Origin of the sequence: Paenibacillus sp. 2KB_22, assembly GCF_052115745.1 — a bacterium.
Taxonomy (GTDB): domain Bacteria; phylum Bacillota; class Bacilli; order Paenibacillales; family Paenibacillaceae; genus Paenibacillus.
In genome coordinates, this window is the sequence record NZ_JBFRHG010000004.1 from 304,199 (window position 1) to 327,867 (window position 23,669).

The 23,669-nt window shown below is 44.6% G+C and carries 25 protein-coding genes; 10 read left to right on the top strand and 15 right to left on the bottom strand.

The genetic code is table 11. From position 1 onward, the window contains the following. Positions 1-135 precede the first annotated feature (135 nt). Positions 136-300, bottom strand: a complete 165-nt coding sequence (locus AB4111_RS23745; protein WP_253440723.1) for a hypothetical protein — start codon at positions 298-300, stop codon at positions 136-138. A gap of 153 nt (positions 301-453) precedes the next feature. On the opposite strand from AB4111_RS23745, the gene ylbJ reads away from it, so the two are divergent. Continuing rightward, positions 454-1,707, top strand: coding sequence for a sporulation integral membrane protein YlbJ (ylbJ, locus tag AB4111_RS23750; RefSeq protein ID WP_442033467.1), 1,254 nt, complete (start codon positions 454-456; stop codon positions 1,705-1,707). Positions 1,708-1,811: 104 nt separating this feature from the next. Then, positions 1,812-2,615 carry an NAD kinase gene (locus AB4111_RS23755; RefSeq protein ID WP_036673293.1) on the top strand — a complete coding sequence of 268 codons (804 nt, stop codon included), beginning with the start codon at positions 1,812-1,814 and terminating at the stop codon, positions 2,613-2,615. Positions 2,616-2,643: 28 nt separating this feature from the next. Here the strand turns inward: AB4111_RS23755 and AB4111_RS23760 are convergent, their stop codons facing one another. After that, positions 2,644-3,075, bottom strand: a complete 432-nt coding sequence (locus AB4111_RS23760; RefSeq protein ID WP_442033468.1) for a YutD family protein — start codon at positions 3,073-3,075, stop codon at positions 2,644-2,646. A 14-nt stretch (positions 3,076-3,089) separates the two neighbouring features. Next, complete coding sequence (gene lipA / locus AB4111_RS23765; protein ID WP_253440726.1) at positions 3,090-3,989, bottom strand: lipoyl synthase; 900 nt, start codon at positions 3,987-3,989, stop codon at positions 3,090-3,092. Between the two features lie 241 nt (positions 3,990-4,230). On the opposite strand from lipA, the gene AB4111_RS23770 reads away from it, so the two are divergent. Then, positions 4,231-5,301, top strand: coding sequence for a M23 family metallopeptidase (locus tag AB4111_RS23770; RefSeq protein WP_442033469.1), 1,071 nt, complete (start codon positions 4,231-4,233; stop codon positions 5,299-5,301). Between the two features lie 85 nt (positions 5,302-5,386). On the opposite strand, the gene yunB is transcribed toward AB4111_RS23770, so the two are convergent. The 4 genes from yunB to zwf form a co-directional block, all read right to left on the bottom strand. Further along, on the bottom strand, positions 5,387-6,268 hold the full coding sequence (gene yunB / locus AB4111_RS23775) for a sporulation protein YunB (RefSeq protein WP_442033470.1): 882 nt from the start codon (positions 6,266-6,268) through the stop codon (positions 5,387-5,389). Between the two features lie 261 nt (positions 6,269-6,529). Further along, positions 6,530-7,174 carry a fructose-6-phosphate aldolase gene (fsa, locus tag AB4111_RS23780; RefSeq protein ID WP_036605718.1) on the bottom strand — a complete coding sequence of 215 codons (645 nt, stop codon included), beginning with the start codon at positions 7,172-7,174 and terminating at the stop codon, positions 6,530-6,532. An 86-nt stretch (positions 7,175-7,260) separates the two neighbouring features. Next, positions 7,261-8,154: a phosphogluconate dehydrogenase (NAD(+)-dependent, decarboxylating) gene (gene gnd / locus AB4111_RS23785; protein WP_442033471.1), complete on the bottom strand. Its 894-nt coding sequence runs from the start codon at positions 8,152-8,154 to the stop codon at positions 7,261-7,263. A gap of 536 nt (positions 8,155-8,690) precedes the next feature. After that, complete coding sequence (zwf, locus tag AB4111_RS23790) at positions 8,691-10,145, bottom strand: glucose-6-phosphate dehydrogenase (RefSeq protein WP_442033472.1); 1,455 nt, start codon at positions 10,143-10,145, stop codon at positions 8,691-8,693. Positions 10,146-10,560: 415 nt separating this feature from the next. Between zwf and AB4111_RS23795 the strand changes: the two genes are divergently transcribed. After that, positions 10,561-10,881 (top strand): winged helix-turn-helix transcriptional regulator, encoded by a 321-nt coding sequence (locus AB4111_RS23795; protein WP_036605715.1) that lies wholly within the window; start codon positions 10,561-10,563, stop codon positions 10,879-10,881. A gap of 701 nt (positions 10,882-11,582) precedes the next feature. Here AB4111_RS23795 and AB4111_RS23800 read toward each other — a convergent pair. Then, positions 11,583-12,740 (bottom strand): Gfo/Idh/MocA family protein, encoded by a 1,158-nt coding sequence (locus AB4111_RS23800; RefSeq protein WP_442033473.1) that lies wholly within the window; start codon positions 12,738-12,740, stop codon positions 11,583-11,585. Between the two features lie 108 nt (positions 12,741-12,848). Between AB4111_RS23800 and AB4111_RS23805 the strand changes: the two genes are divergently transcribed. Next, positions 12,849-13,724: an AraC family transcriptional regulator gene (locus tag AB4111_RS23805; protein WP_442033474.1), complete on the top strand. Its 876-nt coding sequence runs from the start codon at positions 12,849-12,851 to the stop codon at positions 13,722-13,724. Positions 13,725-13,734: 10 nt separating this feature from the next. On the opposite strand, the gene AB4111_RS23810 is transcribed toward AB4111_RS23805, so the two are convergent. Then, positions 13,735-14,484, bottom strand: a complete 750-nt coding sequence (locus tag AB4111_RS23810; protein WP_442033475.1) for a DUF3600 domain-containing protein — start codon at positions 14,482-14,484, stop codon at positions 13,735-13,737. Beyond that, the gene (locus AB4111_RS23815; protein ID WP_442033476.1) at positions 14,471-15,058 is read right to left on the bottom strand and encodes a sigma-70 family RNA polymerase sigma factor; all 588 of its coding nucleotides are present in this window, start codon (positions 15,056-15,058) and stop codon (positions 14,471-14,473) included. The genes AB4111_RS23810 and AB4111_RS23815 overlap by 14 nt, the downstream gene beginning before the upstream one ends. Positions 15,059-15,686: 628 nt before the next feature. Between AB4111_RS23815 and AB4111_RS23820 the strand changes: the two genes are divergently transcribed. From AB4111_RS23820 to AB4111_RS23840, 5 genes are all read left to right on the top strand, one after another. Continuing rightward, the gene (locus tag AB4111_RS23820; protein WP_442033477.1) at positions 15,687-16,190 is read left to right on the top strand and encodes a DedA family protein; all 504 of its coding nucleotides are present in this window, start codon (positions 15,687-15,689) and stop codon (positions 16,188-16,190) included. Between the two features lie 45 nt (positions 16,191-16,235). Further along, positions 16,236-16,802 carry a class I SAM-dependent methyltransferase gene (locus tag AB4111_RS23825; RefSeq protein WP_442033478.1) on the top strand — a complete coding sequence of 189 codons (567 nt, stop codon included), beginning with the start codon at positions 16,236-16,238 and terminating at the stop codon, positions 16,800-16,802. A gap of 90 nt (positions 16,803-16,892) precedes the next feature. Continuing rightward, a complete protein-coding gene (locus AB4111_RS23830; protein ID WP_442033479.1) occupies positions 16,893-17,573 on the top strand; it encodes a response regulator in 681 nt (226 codons plus the stop codon). Continuing rightward, positions 17,566-18,672: a sensor histidine kinase gene (locus AB4111_RS23835; protein ID WP_442033480.1), complete on the top strand. Its 1,107-nt coding sequence runs from the start codon at positions 17,566-17,568 to the stop codon at positions 18,670-18,672. Before AB4111_RS23830 ends, AB4111_RS23835 begins: the two co-directional genes overlap by 8 nt. Before the next feature lie 34 nt (positions 18,673-18,706). Beyond that, positions 18,707-19,282: a class I SAM-dependent methyltransferase gene (locus AB4111_RS23840; protein ID WP_442033481.1), complete on the top strand. Its 576-nt coding sequence runs from the start codon at positions 18,707-18,709 to the stop codon at positions 19,280-19,282. A gap of 79 nt (positions 19,283-19,361) precedes the next feature. On the opposite strand, the gene AB4111_RS23845 is transcribed toward AB4111_RS23840, so the two are convergent. The 5 genes from AB4111_RS23845 to AB4111_RS23865 form a co-directional block, all read right to left on the bottom strand. Further along, a complete protein-coding gene (locus AB4111_RS23845; RefSeq protein WP_442033482.1) occupies positions 19,362-19,691 on the bottom strand; it encodes a hypothetical protein in 330 nt (109 codons plus the stop codon). A gap of 86 nt (positions 19,692-19,777) precedes the next feature. After that, positions 19,778-20,560: an SDR family NAD(P)-dependent oxidoreductase gene (locus AB4111_RS23850; protein ID WP_442033483.1), complete on the bottom strand. Its 783-nt coding sequence runs from the start codon at positions 20,558-20,560 to the stop codon at positions 19,778-19,780. Positions 20,561-20,648: 88 nt separating this feature from the next. Further along, positions 20,649-21,227, bottom strand: a complete 579-nt coding sequence (locus AB4111_RS23855; protein ID WP_442033484.1) for a TetR/AcrR family transcriptional regulator — start codon at positions 21,225-21,227, stop codon at positions 20,649-20,651. A gap of 61 nt (positions 21,228-21,288) precedes the next feature. After that, entirely contained in the window at positions 21,289-22,287 is a 999-nt protein-coding gene (locus AB4111_RS23860; protein ID WP_442033504.1) for an NADP-dependent oxidoreductase, read from the bottom strand. 268 nt (positions 22,288-22,555) lie between these two features. Next, positions 22,556-23,641 carry an alkene reductase gene (locus tag AB4111_RS23865; RefSeq protein ID WP_442033485.1) on the bottom strand — a complete coding sequence of 362 codons (1,086 nt, stop codon included), beginning with the start codon at positions 23,639-23,641 and terminating at the stop codon, positions 22,556-22,558. Between the last annotated feature and the right edge of the window lie 28 nt (positions 23,642-23,669).

Below are 23,669 nucleotides of genomic sequence, written 5' to 3' on the forward strand. Positions count from 1 at the left end.
ATCAAAAAAAACCAAAAAGTCCTATATAACATGAAATCATCAGGACGCACAACCTGCCATCTGTATATAGGACCTTCTTCGAAACCTAACACAAAAAAAGCGCCAACCACATAGGTTGGCGCACTAGATATTCCATTAATAACTCCGCCAGTCCTCTTCCTCAGAGCGTACCAGCGAGGCACGTATCACATACACAAAAGCACAGACCAGGATTCCGGTGACAAGACTCATGATCATCACTCCATCCGATTTGAATTCCACCTTGGAGACAATTAGGTGACGTTCAGGCGTTTTTCTCATTTTAGCACACATCACTCAAAAACACAGCCACTTTTGCAAGCGCTTTCTACGTATAATTTTGTACTGTTTGTCCACTTTTTTTCATATATTGATGGCAAATAGCATCACAGACTTCCGCACACCGACCATTCCAAAAGTAAAGGAGAAGAATTCATGGCTGCTTCACAACGACTCACCCATGTCCTGGTCACACTCGCTCTCCTGATCCTTTGTGTGTTAATGGTCTTGTATCCAGCGGAAACCTGGCATGCAGGTGTACGCGGACTGTCCATCTGGTGGGACGTATTGTTTCCCTCCCTTTTTCCTTTTTTGGTGCTGTCCGAGTTGCTGCTCGGCTTTGGCATTGTTCATTTTCTAGGTACCTTGCTGAATCCACTGATGCGTCCATTGTTTCGTGTTCCCGGAAGCGGTGGTTTTGTATTTGCCGTGAGCTGTGCATCCGGTTATCCTACAGGAGCGAAACTGACCGCCCAGTTATGGGAACAAAAGCTGGTTACCCGGGAAGAAGGAGAACGCCTCGTTGCCTTCACCACATCATCCGATCCGATCTTCATGATTGGAGCCGTATCGGTTGGATTCTTCCATAATGTGGCCATTGCTCCGTTATTGGTTGCAAGTCATTACGCTGCAGCTTTTCTGGTGGGTATGCTCATGCGTTTTCATGGGGGTACAGCAAAAGGCTCACAGCCAGACATCTCTTCTGCATCTCCATCGGAGGAAATACCTAGAAACAGACTGGTCCGGGCCATCTATGCAATGCATGAGGCAAGAAAGGCTGACGGACGGGTATTCGGTGAACTGCTGCGCCAGGCAGTCTCCTCATCCCTTCGCCTTATTATTATCGTAGGAGGGCTGGTTGTATTCTTCTCGGTCATGATGGAGTTGCTTGTACAGACCGGTTGGCTTGGCGGATTATACGGGATAACCGAGCAATTGCTTCGACATAGCGGACTTCCTCCATCCTTATCTCCTAGCTTGGTCGGGGGGTTATTTGAAGTCACTCTGGGGGCCAAAGAGGCTGGAGGTGTCAGCACTTCCATTCCACTTGTATATAAAGTGGCGGCAGCAGCCTTTGTTCTCTCCTGGGGCGGATTATCCGTCCATGCACAGATTATGAGTATTCTTAGCAGCACACCCATGAGATACGGTCCCTTTTTATTTGCCAGAGCGATTCATGCGCTAATCGCACCTGTGTTGGTCCTGCTATTATGGACCCCCATGATGGGGCGTTCCGCTTCACCCGTTCTCATGGAGCCAGGTTTCATCCCATCGTTATCGACGTATACACCGGACTGGGGACTGATCTTCTTGACAGGAATCATTATTTTTGTGAGCCTCATTGTGTTGATGTTATTCCTTGCGATATTAAGTTCTATTCTCAAGCCTGGACGACATATCAAAAAATAAGCCAATCATTCATCTATATTTAACTGAATATGCATCCAAACGTTGTGTTCTTCCGCGGAATTGATTATCATCGGTAGTATAATGACCACAAAGGAGCTTTCATCTTGAGATATTATGTTCAAGACCGCGGAGACCAGTTATCGATTGATCTCAGTCAGCAGTTTCATGCGCTGGCGAAGGAAGAAGGGTTCAAGCTGGATGCAGAATCGCCGGAGATTGTCATCTCCATCGGGGGCGATGGTACGATGCTGCAGGCGTTTCACAATTTCATCGACCGTATTCCGGATATTGCTTTTGTTGGGGTTCATACAGGCCATCTCGGCTTTTATGCCGATTGGAAGAAAGAAGAATTACGAGAATTAGTCAGGCTGATGAGTGGCAAGGGAGATCCGGAGCGTCTCAAACCACGCATTGTTCAATATCCGCTATTGGAGCTTGAGATTCGGAAAAAGTCGGGGAATTCCTCTTACATCGCCCTTAATGAATTTACGTTAAAAGGTGTGGACGGTACCGTCGTAGCCCAGGTCGATATTAACGATGTGACATTCGAGATGTTCCGTGGAGATGGAATCTGTGTATCCACGCCTTCAGGCAGCACGGCATACAACAAGGCCCTTGGCGGTGCCATGGTTCATCCGACCATTGAGGCCATTCAGATTGCGGAGATTGCTTCAATTAATAACCGGGTCTATCGGACACTTGGTTCACCGGTCATTTTGCCCAAGCATCATCATTGTGATATTTTCTCCCGCAAGGATCAGCGCTTACTGATGACCATTGATCATGTGAATGTGATGGTGGAGGATCTGATATCCGTCCGTTGTCAGGTATCCAGTCACAAGGTCAGTTTCGCGCGTTTCCGTCCTTATCCATTCTGGAACCGGGTTCGCACGGCATTTCTTGACTAAAATAAACACACCAAAAAAGCGGTCCTTCTCAGGAACCGCTTTTTGCTTTGGCTTGAGGCTGATCTTTGCTCTTCTGAAGCACAAAATACGCACAGCCAAAGTTACAATATTCATTAATATAATCCACCATACTGGCGATCGTGGAATCCTTTGTCGCTTTCGGGTGGTTATCACGGTAAAAACCTTTTAACCTTAACTGGCTATAACCCCAGTCTCCGATAATATAATCATAACGCTCCAGCACCTCACTGTAACGATCACGGAAGACTTCTGGATTCCAGCCCTCTTTGTGGTTCTGGACGATTTCATAATTTTTGCCGCCGATCTGTACAATGACCGGTTCTTTGGGCTTTTCTTCAACCGTTTCAACAACCGATTCCTGAACTGGCTCCTGGATTTGCTCCTGAAGTTGGTCCTGAAGTTGGTCCTGAATCTGTTCTGCGCTTTTTTCTTCTTCCAATCCGGTATCCTCCATCACGCGTGTGTTGCCGCCTGTTCAGCATGTTTGGTAGCCGATTTCACCTGTTCATGCGCATGGTAGGAGCTGCGTACCATCGGGCCGGACTCGACGTGGCTGAACCCACGTTTTAATCCTTCCTGTTTCAATGCAGCGAACTCCTCTGGCGGATAATACTTTTCAACATACAGATGTTTCTCCGATGGCTGCAAATATTGACCAATCGTCATAATATCACAGTCCACCGCGCGAAGATCATCCATTGTTGATAAAATTTCATTATATTCCTCACCTACACCAAGCATAATGCTTGATTTCGTTGGGATGTTAGGTTGCATTTCTTTGGCACGAGCAAGCAATTCCAGTGAACGTTTGTATTTTGCCTTGGCACGCACTTTGTCTGACAACCGCTCAACCGTCTCAATATTGTGATTCAGAATGTCCGGTTTGGCATCCATTACAATCTGCAAAGATTCCCGATCACCGAGAAAGTCTGGAATGAGTACTTCAACGCTGCACAATGGCAACCTCCGCCGTACGGCCTTCACCGTCTCTGCAAAAATTGTAGCTCCTCCATCCTTCAGATCATCACGAGCTACACTTGTAATGACGCAGTGTTGCAGATTCATCTGCTCTGCAGCTTCCGCCACACGTTCTGGTTCCTGCAAATCAAGCTCCGTTGGCAAGCCTGTATTCACCGCGCAAAAACGGCATGCCCTTGTGCAAATATCGCCCAAAATCATAAAAGTGGCCGTTCGATTGGCCCAGCATTCATAAATATTCGGACACCGTGCTTCCTCACATACCGTATGCAGCGTTTTGGAACGCATCATCGTTTTCATTTCCTGATAGTTATCGCCGGTTGTCAATTTGATCCGAATCCAATCCGGCTTCGGTTCTTTAACACGTTTAGCCAATGCATAAACCTTCTTTCTAACTGAAGTTAGGCTGTTGCTCGGAACATATTATACCATGAAAGCGTTGGAAAAACCCCCATTTGTCACATCTTGTGCATTCATGCCTGATATGGACAATTTGCTTCATTCGATTCATCCCAAGTGCTTACATGGATAAAATGAGAACTTTTGAAGAACGCTAACCTTTAGCTTGGTTCATCGGGTACCTTGTATCATTCTATTGGAAAGGGGCTGCTTCCCAGTGCAACAACACTTGACCTCCAGGCACACGTACCGATTTTGGATCAAAACATTACTTGCAGGTACGCTTCTAATCCCATGCTTTTCTGTTGACGTTTACAGTGAACCCGTGGGGGCTGCTCCGAAACCACAGGCAACCGAGTTAAAGCCCTCAGAAATTTTCGCTGCACGTCGCCATTTATATGAGACCATCGGTCAGATGACTCAGATTCCCTGGTACAGGCTAGCCGCAATTGATCAGTATGAACGAACGATTACTCGCGCACATCCAAAGGATCGCAAGCATCCGGAGCGGCTTACAGGTATCTTCATGACTCCTCCGGCCTGGAGAGGATGGCTAAATCCTGATGAGACGGATCAACATCCGGAATCCATTCTTTTTTTCAAAGGATATGGACGTGATGGTTCTGGAGACGGTATAGCGGATGCCAACAATGATCAGGATGTGCTGTACAGCATGGCTTCTGTTATTCAAGGTTACGGAAACAAGCAAGAGGACTTCAACATCGCTTTGTGGGAATATTATCACAACTCCCGTGCTGTGCAACGGATACAGCAATTCGCGAAGTTATATGAGCATTTTGACAATCTGGATCTGTTTGGACATGCCTTCCCGGTTCCGCTCGGAACCAATTACTCCTATCGCAGCACCTGGGGGACGAAACGAAGCTGGGGCGGTTATCGCATTCATGAGGGAACGGATATCTTCGCTCCACATGGTCTGCCAGTGCGCAGTACCTGTTATGGGGTCGTGGAGATCAAAGGATGGAATCCGTTTGGCGGCTGGCGCATCGGTATCCGGGATTTGAACAATCATTATCACTATTACGCCCATCTCTCGGGTTTTGACAAAAGTGCACGCATCGGTGAAGTTGTTATTCCAGGTCAGGTTGTGGGTTGGGTTGGCAGTTCGGGTTACGGTAAACCTGGGACTCAGGGCAAATTCCCTCCGCATCTGCACTATGGGATCTACCGAGACAGCGGACTGCACGAATGGTCGTTCGACCCTTATCCACAACTGACACATTGGGAACGGGAAGAACGCAAACAGAAGAATAGTAAGAGCAAATAAGTCGAGGATATGCACGAATGACATTCAAAAAAAGGGACCTCTTGGATAGAGGCCCCTTTTTGGCTTTGCATTTAAAATTTGTGTATCACGGCTGCGTATCCTTGTTAGACTGCAAGCCCCCATTCACATCAGGCAGATCATCCGGCTCAAATTGTTCAAGCTCGTTCCCTTGCAAAGGGTCTGACGGCGTCTGTTGCTGGTTCTGGCTAGGGGGATTCGTAGTCACTCCATTACCGCTTGAAACACCCGTATGACCTGATGGCAGCGCAATAGCTGGGGCATTACTTCCGTTACTGCCTACCGGCTTGCCCTGATTATCGTAATAATACATCGGCACATCCCCGACAACCAGAAGGTAGGAAATCGGGATTTCCGTATCGACCGTTTCGGGCTCCATGTCGAAGGGCACCACGACCGCGACCTCAGCAATGATGTGAATGTACACTTCCACCAAAATCATGTTAATCCCCGCATTTTGCTGACGGGTGTTCAGGTCCACTTTGACAGCGCCTTGGGGCTCAATACGAACCGGTATACTCGGGCCAAATGAAGCCATCACCGGACTGCCCAGTGCCTGCCCCAGTGGAATTTTTTCTTTTAACATGTGTACATTCTGCAGTGTGGATTGCACAATATTCATCGTACTTGCGGTGATTCGCATATGCTCATTGTAGTTCAGCATGAAACCGGACACTTTCCCGGCGGTATCCGTCTTCCAATCAATCAATCCTTCGTTGGTTTTGCCATCTGCAACCTGTGCTGTAATCGCCTTGTTGATCGCTTCGGTGGCAATCTGCTTCACTCTGATCTTGGCCAAGTGCATGATGGGGGGCTTCATTTTCTTATCCACATAAGCAAAGCCCTGCATCAAACAAAACGCAGTGACCAATAAAATGATCAACCACATTTTGCGCTTGCCGCTTGGCGGCTTACGGCGTTTCCGGCTTCGCCATTTTCTTCTCATCATCGAAGTGTCCCTCCCCTGCGGGATGAGCTATAGGCTATAGTTAACCTTATGCACCGTTGTCCCGAAAAAGAAGGACAGTACGTGGACACTGCACAGAAAGTAACAACACATTAAAGGGACAAGTAGCTCCTAATTGGCTAACCTAACCGGAAATCGGAAATTAGGTAAACCGAGATAAAAAAACCTTTCGCCCGCAGATTCCTCTGCAAAGCGAAAGGTTTTATGTTCAGACCGCCCAAAAACTTGGGCACTGGTAGCCATTTATTTTGGAACAGATTCCCAGTCTTTCAGGAAACGTTCAATCCCGCTGTCTGTCAGTGGGTGTTTCCAAAGTGTCGGCAGAAGCGAACCTGGAATGGTGGCAATGTGGGCACCAGAAAGGGCTGCATCTTCGACGTGTTTGATATTGCGAATGCTTGCTGCGATAATCTCGGAAGGCAGATCATACATGTCCAGAATAAGACGTAGATCACGAATCAGTTTCATACCATCCACCGCAATATCATCCAGACGCCCAACGAATGGACTGATATAAGTTGCACCGGCTTTCGCCGCCATCAGACCCTGTGCCGCAGAGAAGATCAGCGTTACATTGGTTTTAATCCCTTTTTGCGTTAACTCATGACAAGCATACAGCCCATCTTCGGTCATCGGCAGTTTAATAACTACATTCGGTGCCCATTCTGCAATTTCATAAGCTTCCTTCAACATATCTTCGGCTTTGAGACCGATAACTTCAGCACTGACCGGGCCTTTAACAACGCCACAGATCTCCTGAATGACTTCTTTAAATACGCGACCTTCTTTGGCAATCAAAGACGGGTTAGTCGTGACTCCATCCACCAGACCCAGACGTTCGATCCGTTTGATTTCTTCCACATTCCCTGTATCCAAGAAAAATTTCATGATATGTTCCCTCCACTTGATGAATTCGTAAACACGATATAAGTTATTACCCGATGTCCATCATATGTTAACAGTTATATATGAAATTAATTTTTCTCTACCGCGTGACCGCCAAATTCATTACGCAATGCCGCTACCACTTTACCTGTAAATGTGTCTGTCTCCAGGGAACGATAACGCATCAGCAAGGACAAAGCGATAACCGGTGTAGCGGTTTGAAGGTCAAATGCCGTTTCTACCGTCCAACGTCCTTCACCGGAAGAATGCATTACGCCTTTAATTTCATCAAGGTTCGCATCTTTGGAGAAGGCACGTTCTGTCAGCTCCATCAACCAAGAGCGGATAACAGAACCATTGTTCCATACGCGTGCGACTTGTTCGAAGTCGAAATCAAATCCACTTTTCTCCAATACGTCAAAACCTTCACCGATGGATGCCATCATACCGTACTCGATACCATTGTGAACCATTTTCAGGAAGTGACCGCTGCCCGCTTTACCAGCATACAGGTAGCCGTTCTCTACGGAAGTATCTTTGAATGCCGGTTCAACGATGGCCCAAGCTTCAGGATCTCCACCGATCATATAACATGCTCCATTACGTGCGCCTTCCATACCGCCAGATGTACCTGCATCCATGTAATGAATGCCTTGTGGTTTCAATTCTTCATAGCGACGGATGGACTCTTTGTAGTGGGAGTTACCCGCTTCGATAATGATGTCGCCTTTGGACAACAATGGGCTAACTTCAGCCAATACAGCATCTACCACGTTGTGAGGAACCATGATCCACAAAACACGTGGGGATTCGAGCGAAGCCACCATCTCTGTGTAAGAAGATACGCCTTCAGCGCCGTATTCTTTCATTTCATTTACTGCTTCAGCGTTCAGGTCAAAAGCAACCACTTCATGTTTGTGATCAATCAAGTTTCTACCCAGGTTCAATCCCATTTTTCCTAATCCGACTAGTCCAAGTTTCATTTTAAAATCCTCCTGTTATGAACATTGTTTAAATTTCATGTGCGCTCAATATTAAAAATAAGTGCTTAACGTTTGGCGAAGTAACCGTTCCGGTAACGAATCGTTCTTTTGATCGCTGTTATCCCCAGATTTTTTTTGAATCTCCTATATAGGAGAAAATCCGGGGATAAAGGCGAACGCTTTGCTTCTACAGAATCGATTTCGTCCCCTACACTACATTCTCAGCGTTTAAGCCAACCCATTTTCAAAACTGAGCAGCTAATCTATATTCAAAAATTTTCACGGCCTTCCGGCCACATAACCGGAAGGGCTTATGCAAAATTGGAACGGTATAATTCGTAATAAATACTTCATATATATCAGCATTTTGCTTTATCGATCCAGTTCGCTCCCAAAGATAAACGCTCTAGATGAATAGAAACATGTCGTTCTACATCCTGCTGGCTTGGAAGACGCATTTGGATTTTGCAAAATGTTCATTCGTGAGCAGAACGGATTATACCGCTCTTATCTCTGTGCTCACTTTTTCGTTTCACTTACCACCAACGGTAGCCATCTTCGGCTGTCAGGCGATCTGCTGAATCTGGTCCATTCGAACCTGCACTGTACGTATCCAGTGGCACGCTGCCCGCTTCGAATGCTTCCTGAATCGGTTGAACCCACTGCCATGCCAGCTCCACTTCGTTCCAGTGAGCGAAGAAGGTGGAATCACCACGCATAGCGTCAAAGATCAGATTCTCGTACGCTTCAGGGATGTTACGTTTGCCTGAGTTGAAGGTCATATGCATCGGTTCCACTTCACCATGGTTCAATGGATTCTTCGCATTTAATTGAAGGGAAATACTTTCTCCCGGACCAATTTCAATCGTAAGCAGGTTAGGTTCCGTTGTGTTCTCGGATTCATGACCCGTTTTGAGTGGCGATTTGAATTCAACCACGATTCTCGTGGATTTCTCAGCCAGACGTTTACCTGTACGGATATAAAATGGTACCTCGCTCCAGAATGGATCATCGATCCACAGTCTTGCGGCAACATAGGTCTCGTTCTGAGATCCGGCAGGGATGCCAGGCTCGTCCAGATATCCAACAACCGAGGAACCTTGCAATTCACCTGCTGCATATTGCGCACGAACAACTTCAGAGGCAATATTTTCTTTCGTCAAAGGACGAAGCGCTTCAGCAATTTTTTGTTTTTTGAATTGAATTTCTTCCGGTGTGCAACGTTTTGGCAGATGCAAACCAATCATCATCAGCAACTGGAGCATATGGTTTTGGAACATGTCACGAAGCGCACCACTTTGGTCGTAATACGCAGCACGTTCTTCAACACCCACCGTCTCACTTGCCGTGATCTGTACATTGGCAATATAGCGGTTAGACCACAACGCTTGAATTACCGGATTTGCATAGGTGAGCGTCTCAATATTTTGAACCATTGGTTTACCAAGGAAATGGTCAATGCGATAGATCTCTTCTTCCGCAAAGGTATTGCTCAGTTTCTCGTTCAGATCACGAGCCGATTGCAGATCGTGTCCGAAAGGTTTTTCGATAATCAGTTTCTTCCAGCCTTTGGTGTTACCCAAGCCACTTTCTTGAATGTTCAATGCGATCGGCTCAAAGAATTCCGGTGCTACCGACATGTAGAACATGCGATTTTCGGGAATGTTAAGCTCTTGTTCACGCTGTTGAACGAGTTCCAACAATTTGGTGTAATCTTCAAGCTTCGTATTATTTAAAGAACAATAACGGAAAGCGCCAATGAAATCACGAACCTGAGATGCTTCTTCAGGGGTCTGACGAGAGAATTCATGAAGTGACTTTTCTACATTTGCCTGAAAGTCCGCATCCGACAATTCACGCCGTCCCAAACCAATAACGGAGAAGGATTTCGGCATTTTCTGATCCATGTACAAGTTATATAATGCAGGGTAAATCTTACGTTTGGCTAAATCGCCTGTTGCCCCGAACAGGACAAATGTCATTGCATCCATTGGAGTGCCTCCTGTGATCTGTGCAGTATAGTATATGATGTTGCAAAATGTTCAAATCCAAGCATGACAAAAGACGGAATAAGTGGGTGTCGTCCCCGCCTTGCCTCCGTTTATATAACACACCTGAATTTAACCATGGAACATTCCTTCTCTCCACAACCTGTATTTAGGTTATAAATTGTAACCATTTGAATTAACGTTACCCATATTACACCTGTCGTCACAATTCGTCAATAATCGTGTCGAACCTGTGAACTCCAGTGTTTATAGGCTTTTTATTTGATGATAACGCTTTATGTGGTAAGATTAACAACAATTGGTATGTGACATTTTACACATATGGCCTGTGGACAAGTAGGTTACAATAAGTATACTAATGATATTACAGGCAATACTAAATCAAAGGAGTACAATCATGAGCGATGATGAGAATGCCAAGCAAATATGCACAAAAGTGGAACAATCTTATCAGATCATTGGCCGAAAATGGGTAGCCCTCATTATTCATGCATTGATGGAGGAGCCCAAACGCTTCAGTGAGATTCACGCTTATATCCCTGACTTGAGCAAACGTGTATTAAATGAGCGAATGAAGGAATTGGAGGAAGAAGGACTTGTGGTTCGCCATGTGGTCACGGAACGTCCAGTTCGGACTGAATATATGTTGTCACGTAAAGGCACGGAACTGGGGAGAGCACTAAGCGCTGTGGAACGTTGGGCTGATAAGTGGCTATAACCTTTTGAGAAATCCATATTGTTTATATAACTTGAAGGTCCCGATTTGCAATCCCGGAGGTGGAGTATCGCATTTAGCAACTGGCTAGTGCAATCCGCATCCGGGATTTCTTTAATTCAAACGGTGAATACTAATTATATATAGGTACGTAATAACGCTATTTTTTCGCAATCCAAATTCAAGCTTACTGCTCTGTTCAAATTGTTGCTGATACTGTAGCGGGGTCATCCCCGCTCATTGGGGAAATAACTAGATGCAATACGATCCATTTTGGAACCGACACGCCTGCCTATCTCTTCACCGAAAGCGTAGTTGTATCAAGCAACAAATAGGCTGTTTTCAAGCTTCAAGCTGTTACATAGTCCGAAATGAAGTTACCTGTCTCTTGGCAAAAAATGCGGAAAGCATACGATTTGGATAAGTGAACATGTGCCGCCATATAATCTAATTCGAAGTCATGCTTGAAATGTTTTTTTTAATTCATTTCATCATTTTCTCCTAATACTACAAATGGCGTAAATCCGCTAATTATGATAACGCTTCATTTGATCCCTTTTTCTGTGGTCCAAGACACTCAAAAGCTGAAGTAAAAAGAGCACTGATTTTTCCATGCAAACATCAAATCAACGGTAAGGAAGATAGATCAAAAAAAGATGCCATTCTCACTGTAATGTGAGAAGGCATCTTTTTCACGTAAAAAACTACAAATCCAACTTACTCCCGAGCGTAATACTCGAATCCTCGAAGTTCTCCACCGTCGTCTTTTTTTCATAAAAGTGTACGGCATGTTGCATAATTCCTTCTCTTGTGTAAAATGCGTCTTCCGCCCCTAGTGGAAAAATAACCTTTTCTCCGGTGCTTGCCGATTTGTAGATGCCTACAATCAGTTCAAGCGTATTCCGGCCACTTTGGCCATCCACCAGAAGGGGAGATCCTGTCTCAATCGCGTTTAACACATTCTCCACTTGCCCAGCGTGACCGACATGAGTAACATCCGGCAATTCGTCAGCGAGCTTTTGAATCTGTTGTTCCAACTCTCGATTAGGTTCTGGAAATCCGTTATTCCGCGCGGTAGAAGCAACTACTTTCCAAGGTGCAGACACCCGGGCTTCTTTGCCCTGAAAAATTAATTGCTGCTCTTCTCCGTGATGTACGACGGAACTGGTAATCATGCCAAGGGCCCCTTCCTGGAAGCGAAGCATCGCCATAGATATATCCTCAACTTCGGCATTATCATGTGCCGTATTCGCCATCATGGCCTGCAATTCCACCGGAGGTCCCATCATCCAGAGCATCGCATCAATATGATGCACCGCATGATTAAGGGTACAACCTCCGCCTTCTTTTTCCCATGTACCGCGCCACCACAGATCATAATAATTGTGGCCCCGCCACCAGAATGAATCAACCTGCACATGTACAATTGGCCCCATCCATTTACTGTCCAGCACACCTTTTAACTTCATCATTGGTGTCGTAAATCGATTCTGTGCTACCACGGATAGTAACTTGCCACTTTCTTGCGCTACTTTCAACATCAGGTCCGCTTCCTCCAGGGAAGAAGCAATCGGTTTTTCGACCAACGCATGTGCACCTCCTTGCATGAAATCACACGCAATTGAAGCATGCGTATACGGCGGCGTACAGACGGATACTAGATCAATATTTTGCGCAAGTAGCTCTGTGTAATCCGTAACGGCTTGTGCACCTTTCAGTCCATATTCGTTAATTCGCTTCTGTGCTTTTTCCACGTAAATATCCACCACAGCAACAATCTGACATCGCTCTGGGAATGCCAAATATGCTGAGATATGCGCCCCACTAATTGCACCTGCTCCGATAATCGCCACTCTTAACATCGTTACATACCTCCCTTGTTTCCTTCACAATACACAATAATAAAGCGCTTTTATGCGTTCATCTTGTGGTAAAATATAACTATATTGCGCATGATAAGGGAGGTATTCATGATGTCCATCATCCTGGGAGAACAATTTAATCTGGCCTGTCGTCGTACATCCAACACTACGTCTCGTGAAGTGTTCCATGCTCATTCCCAGATGGAGATAACCTATATCCACGAAGGATACGGGCAGTTGATAACCGAAGGTCAGGTTTTCTCCCTTGAACCCGGTACGCTCATGATTTTTCGACCTTTTCAATTGCACCACGTCCAGATTCAGGTATCCAGACAGCAGCCTTTCATTCGAAATGTACTCATGGTTGAGCTTGATCTACTGAAGACATATTGGTCGCAATTTATCGTTACTCACCACTTCATACAGGATCTGCTGGGAGAGCAATCGCCCATTCAGCCCATCCGACTTGCTGGCACTTCCCCACTCGTTCAACGAATGGAACAATACGCAGATACGTATCCAGGTCTGCTTCCCCACGAAGTAGAGGAAGATACACGCCTCTTTTTATTGGATCTGCTCGCACAACTTCGCTATCTGTGGCAAAACGTGCAGCAAAACCGCTCCCAAGATGTGCTCTCTACCAGTGGTAACATTCTTCACCCTCATGCCGAAGCCATCATGCAATGGATTGAGCAGCATTACCAGGAGCCTTTCCGTTTGGACCATATCTCAGATACACTTCATTTATCCCCCTATCATCTATCTCATGTATTCAAAAAAGCGACCGGCACCACCATCGTTGCTTATGCTCAAGCTACCCGCATTCGTCATGCCTGTGTGCTGCTCACCCGTTCCTCGCTCACCGTTCCCGAAATCGGTCACCGTGTCGGTATGACCAGCCCCTCCTATTTTTGCAAAGTATTCCGCACTGCCACAGGTTCTACACCGCATCAATATCGGCTGAAGGTGCAGGGGAAGAAATAGTTCGCCTGACTCAACGCACATTGAGCTCCAATCGTTTCAAATAGGGAATTAGACGTCTCTCTAACTGCCTTAAATCATCCCTTTGCTCCGCTGACAAACGTTCCTCATGGAAACTTCCATCCTTGTCTATCACCATAACTTCATATTTCTTCATTTGTTCATAGACAGCCTTGAACTCTCCATATTGTTCCTTGGTAAATGTCTCCTCTGCCCGTTTTAACTGTTCTGTCCAGAATTGCTGCTCATCCATCAGTTTTTTGGAGGACCCCACACTCACAGCTTCCAGCTTCTCAAAAAACGGTTCCAACTCAGCTACAAGAAGGTTATATCGTTCTTGCTCCACTGTACTCCACTGCTCTGGATGCATGTTTCCCTGAGAATCAGCATGATTCACCGCCATTTGCCCCATTTGTTTCAACAGGTCCATATATTGAACAAATTCTTCTTCACTGAAATGGGCCTTGGCCGTCTGCAGCTTTGCTTCCAACCTCATATAATCCTCAGCGGTTCCCCCCATAGCAGTGATATTTTCCTGTGAACCATATATTCCGTCTGCAAGATAGGTGTACCCTGCGTAGGCTCCGGTGGGAATAATGAGTACAACAGCCAATAGCCCGGTGACCAGCCATTTTTTTCGATTTCTTCTGATGTGAGAATCACTTCGTATACCATCCATCATTTTATGTTTAATTCTCGCAGGAACGGACCAGTCTTTGGTCTCTTCCTGGTAGGCTGTTCGCAACTGTTCATCGAGTCTCATGCAGATCCTCCACCTTTCCCCGCAACCTTGGATTCATCTTCTCTTTTTGTCTCAACTTCGCCAGCGCCGCATGTATGCGTGATTTGACGGTTCCAAGTGGAATCTCCAATATGCCAGCAATCTCCTCTTGCGTATATTCATTCAAATAATGAAGTGTGACCACCTGCTGCAGCTTGTACGGCAAACCACGCACCTGTTCCAACAGTGGACGATTTGCCAGTTTGTTAACCAGATCAGTGGAAAAATCATATTCCAATCCCACGTCAGATTTTTCGATCCGCTTGCCAAACCGAAACTGCATCAACCTTTTGCGTCGATAACTCTGAATCTGTCGCATCGTCACACCCATCAACCAGGGACGAAAGGTACGCTCGGCATCATATCTCGCCAATGATCGATACGCCTGAATGTAAATCTCCTGGACCACATCCTCCGCGTCAGACTCTTCCTCGATGAGAAACCGTACAGTCCGATATACTCCCGTTACTGTTTTCTCATATAATTCTCCGTATGCTTCTTCATGCCCCGCACGTATTAACGTTACAAGTTTTATGTACTCATCTTGATCACTCATTATCCATCCCCCTCCTCCTTACACTATATATTGGCATGCCCGCATCATATCGTTCGAATTAATTGATTATTTCTAAACCCTACGAACTTATTGGTGTTTTTCATGATATAATATACCTATTTTTGATATAAATGGATGGAACGCATCTGAATTATAAGATTATTTTTAAGTCTTTAATATGATTTGGAGAGTAACCTAGCGGAGGATGGAACTATGATGAATTTTTTCACCAAGTTGTACTCAGAATATTTACTGATTCCACGACCTTTACGTTTACTGTTTCTATGGGGATGGATAGCTTTGTTTGTTGTTGCAAGCATAAAATTTAGCTGGTTCTATTTCCTACAATAAATGGATTCCGAATATAGTCGCTTTTCATGGGACATACAGAAGAGCCGGGACGTCATTATGACGTCTCGGCTCTTCATTTATGCGCATCTATTCCGTGCTGATGCTCCTGAATATCCACCTATTCAAGTCTTGCCAGTACATGGGCAAGGCTTTTTCTCTTAAATCTAGTTGTTTGGCTTTGCTTATGTAATCTTTAGTTTTTCTTCAGAAATATGCTCATTAATTCCTTAGTTTTTTTCATTATGCTTGCAATATCAACAAGAGAGGAGGCAAAACAATGATCAGTAATACGATCTTAGAGCTGCTTCATCAGTATGGATATCTGATTTTTTATTTTGCCTTCTCATTAGGGCCTTTCGGCATTCCCATTCCGAATGAGATCACGATTATCAGCGGTGCCATTTTAAGCCACACGGGAGTTATCAATTCGTGGATCACATATTTCTGTATTTTATCAGGACTATTAACGGCCATTACCTTTGCTTATTTAGCAGGGAAGTTATTTGGAACCAAGATAAAGCACAGATTTCAACATCATAAACACTTCGTCAAGGCCGAACTGATTATGAATAAGAGTGGCAAATGGGCGATGTGCATCGGTTTGTTCATTCCAATTGTGCGATATGTTCTCCCTTTACTTATTGGAATGAGCGGCGTGCATTATCGAAAATTTGCTCTAATCTCATATTCCAGTGCTTTGTTATGGACCATAACGTATTTTACAGCGGGAATCTACTTCGGCGGTCCCATTTTATCCACGCTTCAATTATTACATTTCTAACTGGTTTTGCTAACACACCATCACATATACGGAGGAACCACACACATGAATTCCAATCAACCACTATTATTTCTGAAAAGCTTTCTTCAAAGCCCCAAACATGTTGGCAGCATCATTCCCAGTTCCCGGTTTCTCGCCAACAAAATGGTGAATCATGCCTCTTGGCTGGAGGCAAAAGCAGTTGCCGAGCTTGGATCGGGTACCGGTGCCATCTCTCGTTATATTCAACAACAGGTGCAGGGTTCAACGAAAGTGTTATTGTTTGAGATGAACGACACAATGAGGAATAATCTTCAGACAGCATACCCGGAGTTCTCCTGTTATCCAGACGCCGCTCGATTGGTAGAATCCATGAATCAAGAGGGCGTTCAGCAATTGGATTACATTTTTAGCGGGTTGCCCTTCTTTAACTTTGAGCCTGAATTAAGAAATACGTTGGTAGAGCAGATCCATAAGGCACTCAAACCCGGAGGATTATTCATCGCCTTTCAATATTCACTTCAAATGAAAAAGTTATTATCCGAACACTTTATCATCGAAAAAATAGAATTAGTGCCTTTGAATATTCCACCTGCGTTCGTTTATGTCTGTCGCAAAAAGGAAACAATTTAAACATTCCTGGCTATCGTTTACACTGATGTTATTCTATTTATAAGAATTAAATATTTAATTTAAAACAGGTCATAAAAGGAGTGTTAAATCATGAGTACCATTCTTGTTGTTGATGATGAACCCGATATCCGTGATGTCATTCATGTTTATTTACGTAACGAAGGATATAAGGTCATTGAAGCAGCCAATGGTGAGGAAGCGCTAAATGTTATCAATACAACATCGGTCCAACTCGTCATATTGGATGTCATGATGCCCATTATGGACGGAATCAAAGCCTGCTTCAAAATAAGAGAAGTATCAACCACTCCGATCATTATGTTATCCGCCAAGGAAGAAGACATTGATAAAATTACAGGCCTGACTACCGGGGCCGACGATTACATGGTCAAACCGTTTAATCCGCTAGAATTACTGGCTCGCGTTAAGGCTCAGCTCCGACGTCAAACATTGATCGGGAAACCGGAATTGAGTTCACTCATCCTCATTAAGGACCTTGTCATTGATACAAGCAAACATTCAGTAAAGTTAAAAGAGAATGACATTTCACTAACCCCTCTGGAGTTCTCCATTCTGGTGTTACTTGCGAGTCATCCCGGACAAGTATTTAGCTCTGAGAAGATTTACGAGACTGTATGGAAAGAACCTTATGGCTATTCCGATAATACGGTGATGGTTCATATTCGTAATCTGCGAGAAAAGCTGGAATTGACTCCACGAGAACCTCAGTATATTAAAACGGTGTGGGGAGTGGGTTATAAAATTGATTAAACGATTACAGCAATCCAAGCAAACGAAAAAGATACAGATTCATATCCTCAATCGAATGGTTATCAGTTTTGTAATTTCAATTGTCGGATCAGTGACTATCAATAATATTCTTATTACGATTATGGCAAAAATCAGTGAAGGTTTGGAATGGAACTGGCTTCTCAACTACTTCCCTTATATTCTGACACCTATATTTATCTTAATCTTTACGTTTACTTTCTTGGTTTCCACACGAAAAATTGTAAGAGACATCATTTCACTGGAGCAAGGGCTTCAAATTATATCTGAAGGTAATTTAAACTACAGGGTACCTGTAGTTCGACAAGATGAACTGGGCCGGGTTGCCTCCAACATTAATCATATGACTGAACAGTTGCAGATACAGATGAGCAAGGAGCGTGAATTGGAGAAGTCCAAGATGGACATGATCACGGGCATCTCACATGACCTGCGTACACCGCTAACCAGCATAATTGGATATATTGAACTTCTCAAATCAGAATCATTTCAAGACAAAGCTGAGTATGACCGCTTCATCCAGAATACCTATAACAAAGCAACGCATTTGAAGAAGTTACTCGATGATTTATTTGAATACACACGTCTTACCTCTGTAGATACCCAATTGGATTTGAAAAAGGTTGACCTATGTCAGCTATTGGATCAATTGTTGTTTGAATTCGAGCCTTTAGCTCAGGAGAATGGGGTTCATATTGAGAAAAAACTCGGCGATGCTCCAATCATGGTCTCCCTGGATAGTGATAAGATTGCACGAGCCATCGACAATCTTCTCATGAATGCACTGAAGTATTCCTTTAAACCAGGTACGATTCATGTTCGAATGAGTGTGCGGCATAATCACGTTACCATTGAAGTAGAGAACAAAGGCATGCCACTAACGATAGAACAAAAAAACAGACTGTTTGATCGCTTTTATAAGGTGGATTATTCGAGGAATAGCGAAGGTATTCAATCAGGATCTGGTCTGGGTCTTTCTATTGCGAGGAACATTGCGGAGTTACACCAGGGGACTTTAACACTGCAACATACACTTAACGTATTTATCTTCCAACTAAGCTTACCTTCCAACATCAAGTGAACCATCAATGAATTCAATCATGGAGGATACCACGATGAAAACACCCGAACCATTTCTTTTCCTGCAAGGATTTCTGAGGAATCCCAAACGAGTAGGCAGTGTCCTGCCCAGTTCCAAATTTCTAGCCCGTAAAATTGTCCAGTCTGTACGATGGGATGAGGTTAGAAGCATTGCTGAGCTGGGGCCAGGAACAGGCGCTGTCACACGTCTCATGAGAGCACATTTACCGAACTCAGCAACCGTGTTTTTATTTGAAAGAGACCCCAAAATGAGAAGTAATCTGAAGAGAACATATCCTGAATTCATGTTCCATTCGAATGCATCCTATCTGTTGAAAAGAATCAATCAAGAACATGTGCAACAGTTGGATAGTATCATTTGCGGACTGCCTTTTTTTAATTTCTCCAGAGAAATGAGACAAAATATCCTGTCACAGATCCATACAGCGCTCCGACCAGGAGGCACGTTAGTGTTATACCAGTACTCACTTCATATGAAGAAACAATTAGCTGAGTTATTTGAAATTGAGAAAATTCAATTTGAACCCTTCAGCTTCCCTCCTGTTTTTGTGTATGTTTGTCGCAAAAGACAAGATGAAGGAGCCAGTTAAACGAGCGAATTGGGGGAAGCTTATTGCTTTATTACTACAGAACTCAATTGAATTATGCAAATGATGTTTTGCTATCTTCTCATTTTACGGTTGCCAGCCAATGATATGCCTCATCTATGTCATGAAACTCTTGAGATGGATTGGATATGTCCATTCCTGAGAGCATTCGGTTTGCACTCGATTTAGCTATCGCTTTATGGGGAACAAGCAATGCTGAATACTTAAGTCCTGCTTCAAGTGATCTCGGATACCACTCTTGTGCAACCCATTCTTGGTCATCTGGCGAAATAACGGCCAAGTGACGGCTATCGTATAACGCCTTATTCGAGCGTTTTAGCACCGCTAACTCCAACAATTTATTTAGTGGTGTACGATAATGTTCACCTTGCGCAAAGCTCTTCCATTGCAAAATAACTACCTTACTTTCCTCATTCCATGAAACGCTTGCTTGGGGGAATCATAAAAGATCAAATCGACCAGCTCCTTTTATAATGTTTAATGTCCTGTCTTGTCCTGTGTGGATCTTATCATGCGAGTCATCATCTTACGCGGCAACAACCGCGGCATAAACGCGATGAATCGGTTCCGAGCACCAGGCATAATTAACGTCTTGCCACGTAAGAAACCTTGGTACCCTTCTTCAGCCACCTGCCCCGCTTCCATGATAGGGCCTTGCAACATCTTCGAGACACCCATACCCGAACGATCAACAAAGCCGGTGGATGTCAAGCCTGGACACAGTGCCGTTACCGTAACGCCCGTTCCGCTTACTTCATTCTCCAAAGCTTCGGTGAACGATAACACGTATGCCTTTGTTGCATAATATACGGACATCATCGGTCCAGGGAAAAAACCTACCAACGAAGCCACATTCATCACGCCGCCGTGCCCACGTTGGATCATATCCGGTAAGAACAGCTTGGTCATGATGGTTAAAGCCTTGATATTCACGTCAATCATATTGACTTCTTGTTCCAGTTCCGTTTCCATAAACGTCCCGAACAGACCGAAGCCTGCATTGTTGACAAGATAGTCAACAACAATCCCCTTTTCCTTCAGCTCATGATAAATCTCCTGTGGTACCCCAGGTGCCGCCACATCTTTGGCAATAACCGTCGCCTGAATGCCATACTTTTTCTGATACTCCTGAGCTAGATCCTGTATTTTATCCTTGCTTCGTGCAACCAGCACAATATGATGTCCACCTTTGGCAAATCGATCTGCTAACTCTTTACCGATCCCACCGGAGACCCCTGTGATTAGAACAGTCTTTTTCATGTCGTTACCTTCCTCTCTCTTCTATAACATATGTTTCATCTGTAACGCCCATATTAGAACGAACATTCTTTTATGGTGAAAAAATAGACTACCTGAGTATGAGATCCATGGATAGCGTCGCTATACGAAGAAGTTTTTCCTCGGTTATCGAAGTCTTGGCCATCACCCTTAATCCAACGCCTACATTATGCAGATATTCCGCCAAGACCTCGGCGCTGTATTCCGTTGTGAATTCACCTTCTTGCTGCCCCCACACAATCATGTCCTTGATTTGTTTCTCCGTATTCGCAAACATCTCCGTCGATCGGTTGTTCATGTCTTCATCGCGTGCCGCCAATTCGACGGTAGAATTGACAATGAAGCAGCCTGATGCTGGTGGTTCCTCTCCATGAATTAAAGAAGCAAATATAAACTGAAGTGCTTCCGTTGCGGTTGTAGAACGTTTTACACCTACCGCAAGGGCGGAGCTGATTTTGTGTTCATACAGATCTACTGCCTTCAGAAACAAAGTATGTTTATCACCAAATGTGTCATACAAGCTTTTGCGATGAATTCCCATATGATGGACCAGATCCGTCATAGACGTCTTTTCATAACCTTGTTTCCAAAAAAGTCTCATCGCTTTATCCAGAACAACAGACTCTTCGAACTCTTTGCTTCTCGCCATTGACTTTCCTCCTGTTCAGAAAACGAACATTGAATAGCATGAGCATCATCTTAACGAGCCTTTAAAAGGTAACAATGACTTTTCCCTGGGAGTGACCCGTGGATACTTTAATCAATGCCTTTTCAATATCATCAAACGAATACGTGGAATCGATCGAAGGCTTAATGTCTTCTTTTTCTACAAGAGCTGTAATCTCTTGCAATTGAATCCCACTGGAGTGCACAAATAAAAAACGATATTCATTCTGGTTCTTACGCGCTAACGAATCCAGGCGTGCACCTACAAGACCAAACAATGCTCTTTTCCACAACGGGAATTGACTGTCCGCTGCAAAGCGATAATTGGGTCCTGCTTTCAAAGAAACTAATTTCCCCTGTGGTTTCAAAATACTCAGTTCAGCTTTGATTTCATCCACACCCAAGGTGTCAATGACATAATCGATATCGGACAGGATGTCAGCATAATGTTGGGTTTTATAATCAATGAATTGATCTGCTCCAATAGATAGTGCACGTGCTCTGCCTCTTTCGCTTCCACTTGTAATCACTGTTAGCCCCATGGACTTGGCAATCGGGATAGCCATCGCACCGAAACCACCAGTTCCTCCGGGTATAAACAGCTTTTTATTCGGTTCAGCTCGAAGTACATCATGCAATGCTTGATAAGCGGTCAAGGCTGTAAGAGGTACCGCAGCAGCTTCGATAAAAGACAGATTTTCAGGCATAACGGATAAAGCATCCTCATGTACAGCTGCATATTCAGCAAAAGCACCAATTTTATTCAGAGACAATCTGGCATAGACAGAATCCCCCACTTTAAATTTCAGTACATCATCACCGACAGCTTCAATGACACCAGAGAGTTCATTCCCTAAAGTTAGAGGGAACGAATAGTCGGCAATCATCCGGACACTGCCATTCATATTTAAGATATCCAGCGGATTTACACCTGCAGCTTTTACTCTGACGAGGACCTCATGGCTATGGATCTGCGGTATATCAATATTATTAATCTCCACTTGGATTTCTTTGGAGTATTTCTCTATTTGAGCTGCTCTCATCATTGATCCTCGTCCTTTGCTTATAGGCTATATAAGTTGAACTAAAGATTATTTACACTGACACTACGATGACAGAACAACCCTCCAATCGCTGTTATCCCCAGATTTTTTTGATCCCCTTTCTAAAGGGAAAATCCGGTGATAAAGGCGAACGCTTCGCTTTTTCAGGTTCTTTCTGTCCTCTACGTTATCGTGTATATGATTCGTTCAACTTATGTAGGAACATGGCGCACAATGTTCAGTTGTACACCATGTTCCATGGTTTGTGCTAGTGTTGCCCCTCTTGTGACTTCAATTCATCCAACGTAGGATAATCTGTGTACCCTTTACTTCCTGAACCAAAGAAGGTTGCAGGATCTGCTTCATTCAGTGATGCACCTTGTTGAAGACGTTCCACCAAATCCGGATTAGCTAAAGACCATACACCTACAGGTACCAGATCGGCGAGACCACGATCCAAATCTACGCTGAGATCATCCAATGTTCTTCCAGCCCGATTAACCAACAATGGGTTTTGCCAGATCGAACGAATGTCTTGCAGCAGGTTCTCGTCTCCAAGATGCATGATGTGAAGGTACGCCAGATCCAATTGAGCCAATTCTTTTACAATGTAGCGATAGAGTTCCGGACCTTGTTCACCATCCTGAATACCGCCCAGTGGTGTCCCAGGCGAAATTCGGAAGCCAGTTCGTTCTGCACCTATTTCCTCCACGATGGCTTTCGTTACTTCAATTGCGAAGCGAGCACGATTTTCAATGGACCCGCCATACTCATCTGTCCGCGTATTTGAATTCTCTCCGAAGAACTGATTGATCAAATATCCATTGGCTCCATGAATTTCGACGCCATCCGCCCCTGCTTCGATCGCTGCGGCTGCTGCTTTACGGAAATCGGCGATGGTCGTTTGAATATCCTCCTGACTCAATTCCCGGGGAACGGGGATATCCTGCATCCCTGTAGCCGTAAACATTTCTACACCCGGTGCGATGGCAGATGGAGCAACCGGTTGACGATGATGCGGGGTATTGTCCGGATGTGACATGCGACCAGCATGCATTAATTGGATGTATACATATCCGCCAGCTTCATGCACCGCATCCGTTACCTTTTTCCATCCATCAATGTGCTTGTCAGTATAGATGCCAGGTGACCACAAGTAACCCTGTCCGTCATCAGATGGTTGTGTACCTTCCGTAATCAGGAGTCCCATGGTCGCACGCTGAGCATAATAAAGTGCAGCCAACTCTCCAGGTGTACCATCTTCTTGCGCCCGACTGCGTGTCATGGGCGCCATCGCTAGTCGATGAGGCAATTCCATGTTGCCAATCTTTGTTTTACTCCATATCTTTTCCAATGGGATGTACTCCTCTTCTTATTTGAAA

What these genes read in the sequence shown, in the direction of transcription:
- AB4111_RS23745 (WP_253440723.1), bottom strand. Translation starts at nt 300, where the DNA reads ATGAGAAAAACGCCTGAACGTCACCTAATTGTCTCCAAGGTGGAATTC.
- AB4111_RS23850 (WP_442033483.1), bottom strand. Translation starts at nt 20,560, where the DNA reads ATGAAAAAGACTGTTCTAATCACAGGGGTCTCCGGTGGGATCGGTAAA.
- gnd (WP_442033471.1), bottom strand. Translation starts at nt 8,154, where the DNA reads ATGAAACTTGGACTAGTCGGATTAGGAAAAATGGGATTGAACCTGGGT.
- zwf (WP_442033472.1), bottom strand. Translation starts at nt 10,145, where the DNA reads ATGGATGCAATGACATTTGTCCTGTTCGGGGCAACAGGCGATTTAGCC.
- AB4111_RS23840 (WP_442033481.1), top strand. Translation starts at nt 18,707, where the DNA reads ATGAAAACACCCGAACCATTTCTTTTCCTGCAAGGATTTCTGAGGAAT.
- AB4111_RS23860 (WP_442033504.1), bottom strand. Translation starts at nt 22,287, where the DNA reads ATGAGAGCAGCTCAAATAGAGAAATACTCCAAAGAAATCCAAGTGGAG.
- AB4111_RS23815 (WP_442033476.1), bottom strand. Translation starts at nt 15,058, where the DNA reads ATGAGTGATCAAGATGAGTACATAAAACTTGTAACGTTAATACGTGCG.
- AB4111_RS23800 (WP_442033473.1), bottom strand. Translation starts at nt 12,740, where the DNA reads ATGTTAAGAGTGGCGATTATCGGAGCAGGTGCAATTAGTGGGGCGCAT.
- fsa (WP_036605718.1), bottom strand. Translation starts at nt 7,174, where the DNA reads ATGAAATTTTTCTTGGATACAGGGAATGTGGAAGAAATCAAACGGATC.
- AB4111_RS23855 (WP_442033484.1), bottom strand. Translation starts at nt 21,227, where the DNA reads ATGGCGAGAAGCAAAGAGTTCGAAGAGTCTGTTGTTCTGGATAAAGCG.
- AB4111_RS23830 (WP_442033479.1), top strand. Translation starts at nt 16,893, where the DNA reads ATGAGTACCATTCTTGTTGTTGATGATGAACCCGATATCCGTGATGTC.
- AB4111_RS23810 (WP_442033475.1), bottom strand. Translation starts at nt 14,484, where the DNA reads ATGAGACTCGATGAACAGTTGCGAACAGCCTACCAGGAAGAGACCAAA.
- AB4111_RS23805 (WP_442033474.1), top strand. Translation starts at nt 12,849, where the DNA reads ATGATGTCCATCATCCTGGGAGAACAATTTAATCTGGCCTGTCGTCGT.
- AB4111_RS23820 (WP_442033477.1), top strand. Translation starts at nt 15,687, where the DNA reads ATGATCAGTAATACGATCTTAGAGCTGCTTCATCAGTATGGATATCTG.
- AB4111_RS23825 (WP_442033478.1), top strand. Translation starts at nt 16,236, where the DNA reads ATGAATTCCAATCAACCACTATTATTTCTGAAAAGCTTTCTTCAAAGC.
- ylbJ (WP_442033467.1), top strand. Translation starts at nt 454, where the DNA reads ATGGCTGCTTCACAACGACTCACCCATGTCCTGGTCACACTCGCTCTC.
- AB4111_RS23795 (WP_036605715.1), top strand. Translation starts at nt 10,561, where the DNA reads ATGAGCGATGATGAGAATGCCAAGCAAATATGCACAAAAGTGGAACAA.
- yunB (WP_442033470.1), bottom strand. Translation starts at nt 6,268, where the DNA reads ATGATGAGAAGAAAATGGCGAAGCCGGAAACGCCGTAAGCCGCCAAGC.